The 4,692-nt window shown below is 43.9% G+C and carries 7 protein-coding genes; all 7 read right to left on the reverse strand.

All coding sequences use genetic code 11. The annotated features are described in order from the left end of the window. The coding region (locus G519_RS51495; RefSeq protein ID WP_208860933.1) for a hypothetical protein at positions 1-465 on the reverse strand (465 nt) is incomplete at its 3' end. A 24-nt stretch (positions 466-489) separates the two neighbouring features. Next, positions 490-681: an RHS repeat-associated core domain-containing protein gene (locus G519_RS0137895; protein WP_161632986.1), complete on the reverse strand. Its 192-nt coding sequence runs from the start codon at positions 679-681 to the stop codon at positions 490-492. 189 nt (positions 682-870) lie between these two features. Then, positions 871-1,512, reverse strand: a complete 642-nt coding sequence (locus G519_RS0137900; protein WP_029198965.1) for a hypothetical protein — start codon at positions 1,510-1,512, stop codon at positions 871-873. Between the two features lie 6 nt (positions 1,513-1,518). After that, the gene (locus G519_RS0137905; RefSeq protein ID WP_029198966.1) at positions 1,519-3,567 is read right to left on the reverse strand and encodes an RHS repeat domain-containing protein; all 2,049 of its coding nucleotides are present in this window, start codon (positions 3,565-3,567) and stop codon (positions 1,519-1,521) included. Further along, a complete protein-coding gene (locus tag G519_RS0137910; RefSeq protein WP_154669670.1) occupies positions 3,564-3,854 on the reverse strand; it encodes a hypothetical protein in 291 nt (96 codons plus the stop codon). Before G519_RS0137910 ends, G519_RS0137905 begins: the two co-directional genes overlap by 4 nt. A 108-nt stretch (positions 3,855-3,962) precedes the next feature. After that, positions 3,963-4,253, reverse strand: a complete 291-nt coding sequence (locus G519_RS0137915; RefSeq protein WP_036635490.1) for an immunity 53 family protein — start codon at positions 4,251-4,253, stop codon at positions 3,963-3,965. 208 nt (positions 4,254-4,461) lie between these two features. Further along, positions 4,462-4,692: hypothetical protein (locus G519_RS46670; RefSeq protein ID WP_208860934.1), on the reverse strand; the 231-nt coding region annotated here is incomplete at its 5' end.

The raw sequence follows: 4,692 nt of genomic DNA on the forward strand, positions 1-4,692 counted from the left end.
ATAGTCGATAATCGACCCATTATTTGGAATTTGGGATAAAGGAACCATTTCCCCTCGATATTCCCAACCTGGCATATCAAATTTAACAGATGCTAATAATTTCACTGTGTTTCCTGAAGATACGCGAGCCGATTTTTTCGTTGAAGCAGGACCTACCGAATTAAATATCTGGATATATTTCCCAGCCGCAATCTCCGCAGGTGTCGGTGGTGGTGTGTAACTTCCACCGGAATCGCCTCCGCTGCTTCCACCGGAAGGATCTCCTCCGCTTGATCCGCCGTCTCCTGATCCGCCTCCAGAGTCACCGCCGGTTGAACCGCCGCCGGAACTTCCTCCCGATCCACCACTGCTATCCACCGGATCCGGTACCCAGTGACTCGGGTCGTCGCAATCGCCTCCGTGCGAATATTCCCCGTACTCACACCAATGTCCCGTCGGATCGGAATAATTCACCGGGTTATTCAACGTGTACGCGTATCGGTTTAGTGTCTACGGCACATAGGCCGCACCAGCGTACGTATCCTCTGTTGTAAACCGACCAACTTTCGGGCTGTACCAACGAGCCGAGTAGTCCATCAGACTCGCTTTGGCATCGTACATCTTGCCCGTAAAGCCCGTGTTGTTGTACGGAGCAGCCATTTGCGTGAACAGGTTGCCGAAGTCATCGTAGCGATACTTCATCACGGGATCGCCATTACGATCCGTCACGTCCATGACGTTGCCGAGCAATCCTCCGATTTACATAAACGACTAAAAACCCATTAAAATAATACTCACTGAGTGGTTATTTACGTTTTTATCGATACACATCTGAAAAAAAAGAACCCACCAAGCGATGGTAGTCGCAAGTTGGGTGTAACCATTACATTCTTATTCTGCTCCGAAAATATCCTCGACATATCTACTCACATCAAGATAAACATCTGATACACTTACGAGATACAATACATCATTGTGAATCAAAGTAGTGCTCCAATACACTTCTTTTAATAAAATAAATAATTCATAAGCTAATAACTTTGAAATAACCTCTTCTTTTGAAATTTTCTGAGATAGTTCCCGTAAGATAGGTTTTAATTTTAATTTATAATCAAGTTTCCTAAATGTGTGATTTTGAAGATTCATAGTTAATTCTTGAATTACATCGGTAAGACCGATTCCTCGTGCATAATTAAACAAATCATCAACATCATTTTGTACATTCCCTGCGAATAAGAAACTAATAATATCTTGTTCATACTCTAATAATACTTTTACTAACTCTTGTTTTTTCAAATCTGATGCATAATCCATTTCATTAATAATGTGAGTAAAGGTGTACAGCAAATTTTTTGCCAATCTCCTATTAATCATGTATGAACCACACAATTTCAAGTGCTCCTTTAATAAATTCGTAACATGTGAAAATTCTTCGTAGAGCACTCTCTTTTCTGGGCGTAGTGCAACATCAATATTCGTCAAAGATATGTACAATTGTTCTTCTATACCAGATAAAATATATTTATTTTCCAACTTTAATCACCTCGGTATCCATCCAATGATTGCATTACGATTTAAATATTGATAAATTGAAACCTCTTGGTCAATAGTGGCATAAGCCACAGCTTTGTTATATTCTTGAAATTTCGAATCAATTGATACCGGCGCATAATAATATGCAGATTCAATTTTACTTGTATCAATCTTTATTACCCCATAACTAGTTCTAGAATCATTATAGAACTGAGCTCGTTGCAAGCTCAATGTTGTAGATATCCAAGGGTCATTTTTTTCAGGTTCTTTTACTTTATTTGAGCCCCAAACTACATGTTCGGATAAACTCCATGATCCTGACGGATTTTTGGCTTCTAGCCCTAAATTTCGAGATAAACTTGCATAGTCTTTCTCGTTCAAAGCCCTGTAAAGATAACCATTTTGATCTTTATTTTCCTCTGCCTCTTTTGGACTTATATATGGTAATCCAAGGTAATCTGAGCGTGTATGATCAACATCTTCTTGACTCTCACCCGCATGATTAGGTTCTATTAATACTCCAATAATCGCACCTACAAATGCACAGAGCAAACCACCGCCAGATTTACTTTTATTGGCTCCTTTTGCCCCTCCTTCAATTACCTTAAGACCTTCTCTCCGATACTCACCCCAATCTATCTGAGGGGCAGCTTCAGCAAGAAGGGAGCCTGTTTTCAAGGCATATAACATGTTATTGCCATATGTCGTATTTGGCATATCTGATAATAAACTAGGATATTCCCCTCTGGACCCTACAGCTCCAGAAGATACGTGAGCCGATTTTATCGTTGAAGCAACACCTACAGAATTAAATATCTGGCTATACTTCAACGCTGCAATTTCTGCCGGTGTCGGTGGTGGTGTGGAATTTCCACCGGAATCGCCTCCGCTGCTTCCTCCGGAAGGATCTCCTCCGCTTGATCCGCCGTCTCCTGATCCGCCGCCGGAGCTTCCTCCCGATCCGCCACTGTTATCCACTGGATCCGGTACCCAGTGACTCGGGTCGTCGCAATCGCCTCCGTGCGAATATTCCCCGTACTCACACCAATGTCCCGTCGGATCGGTATAATTCACTGGGTTATTCAGCGTATACGCGTAACGGTTCAATGTCTGCGGCACATAGGCCGCACCAGCGTATGTATCCTCTGTCGTAAAGCGACCGACCTTCGGACTGTACCAACGAGCCGAATAGTCCATCAGGCTTGCTTTGGAATCGTACGTTTTGCCTGCAAAACCCGCATTCGTATGTGGCGCTGCCATCTGGGTAAACAGATTTCCGAAGGCGTCATAGCGGTATTTCATCGCTGTTTCGCCTTCTTTATTCGTTACGTCCATGACGTTGCCGATCGCATCGGTCATGTAATACAGCAGTTTCCCATGGTCTTCAATGTTTCCTTCATAGCCTTCCATCTTCCGGCCATGATTGCCGAACATTTTGCGGGCAACGATGTCCCCGTCAGCACTGTAATACTGCGCCAGCGGCTCCCCATGCTCGCCATATTCCTTAAACACGTTCAAGCCATCATACGTGTAATTCGTCGTTTCCGGCGTGAGCAGATGCTCCAGAGCACGCTTGGATTTATCTTTTGACGGCACAAGTGCTGCAATTTTGTCAGGATCAAAATAGCTCTGTGTGCGAGACACCTTGCGCCTCAAGGCATCATACGCATACTCCACCTTGGAGCCGTCCTCGTAATTGACGCTTTTCAGCTTATTGTCTCCGGTGTAGGCATACTGAACCGTCCCTTGTGAGCCACCGCTACGCTCTTGCAGATTGCCGCTTTGGTCATAGATATAGGACTCGTCACCTGCGGATTGCAGCCGATTCGCGCCATCGTAGGCATACTCGGTAATTTTACCGTCGGCCACCATACGCTTGCGGTTCCCTACGCCGTCATAATCATATTCTACCGTTTTCACGGGATCGATGAAATAGTCCGGATGCTCGGAGACAAGTTCTAACTCGTGATTGACAATCTTTGGCTTCAGTTTTTTCTTCTTTTTGGGATGGTTATCTTTTTTGTCCTCTGATTTACCCTTCGCTTTGCCATTCACAAGTTCATGTTTATCGTAGCGATGCTTATCTCTGTAGCTTTGCGGCTCATCACTCGAATGGTGCTCGTCACTTGAATCTGTTCCAGTTCCGCCGATACTACTGCCTCCACCGGTGCTCGTATGACTAGTATTGTCTGTACCATTGTTGCCTGTGTTACCGCTACCGGTGCCGTCACCATTGCTGTTGCCATTGTTGCCAGTGTCGTTATGACCACCCGATTCATTGCTATCATTTCCGCAGGACTTGTTGGTTTGGTCGTTATGATTCCCATTATCATGATGCTCATTATATTGGTCCTACCGAAATAATCATCTTTCACAAAAACTATTTGTTCAAATTAGTACAAGAAAAAACCACAGAGAGGCAAGATCGCCCCTCTGTGGCACACATGAGTTTATTCACACAACGCCCAAACCCTAAATACATCTAAGATTTCCTCTAAATTTCTAACCCCACCAAAGCCTTTAAAAATTCCATCTTCAACATTACAATGAATCCAATCAAAGTCAGAACGTTCTATTTTTAATGGTTTAAAATACTTTCCCTCTATATCCGTATCAATCAGGCTAATTTGAATAAACCAACCTGGATTATCAAGTGTTGCAATTCTTATGCCTTCGCAATGTTCCCAATCGCCATCACAATTTTGATTAAACCAGTCTTCTAACCATTTTAACAAACTCAATACTATCTCCTCCTCGGAATTTCATCAGGATAAGGCTCCCTGACACCACCCGGTGTTGATGGGTCATGCACATGGGGTTCAGGAACAATTTGCCCTGTCTCTTTATTATAGTGACCGTCGCCTTTTCCCACTCCATCGAAACGCTTTTCCGGTTCGAATGGATTAGGGTTCCTTGAGTCTTTAGGAGTTTTATACGTTTCCCAGTGTGTTACCTCACCAGTATTTGGTCACGTTTAAAGACAGTATGGTTTCCTATAGCATCAGGGTCAGAGGTCATGTTACCTCTCCCTTTCTTCCCCGCACCTGCCGCAGTCCCTTTTCTAGTTACAAAAGCAGCGATAAAACCGCCTGCCGATGTTCCGGTAGTGTATGAGGCTGAATCGTTAGACGGACTTGTCATTACTCCGTTAGTCAATTCTGATAGCGCTCCATCACCAGC

Origin of the sequence: Paenibacillus alginolyticus DSM 5050 = NBRC 15375 (assembly GCF_000422905.1) — a bacterium.
In the GTDB taxonomy this organism is placed as follows: Bacteria; Bacillota; Bacilli; order Paenibacillales; family NBRC-103111; genus Paenibacillus_E; species Paenibacillus_E alginolyticus.

What these genes read in the sequence shown, in the direction of transcription:
- G519_RS0137895 (WP_161632986.1), bottom strand. Translation starts at nt 681, where the DNA reads ATGAAGTATCGCTACGATGACTTCGGCAACCTGTTCACGCAAATGGCT.
- G519_RS0137910 (WP_154669670.1), bottom strand. Translation starts at nt 3,854, where the DNA reads ATGAGCATCATGATAATGGGAATCATAACGACCAAACCAACAAGTCCT.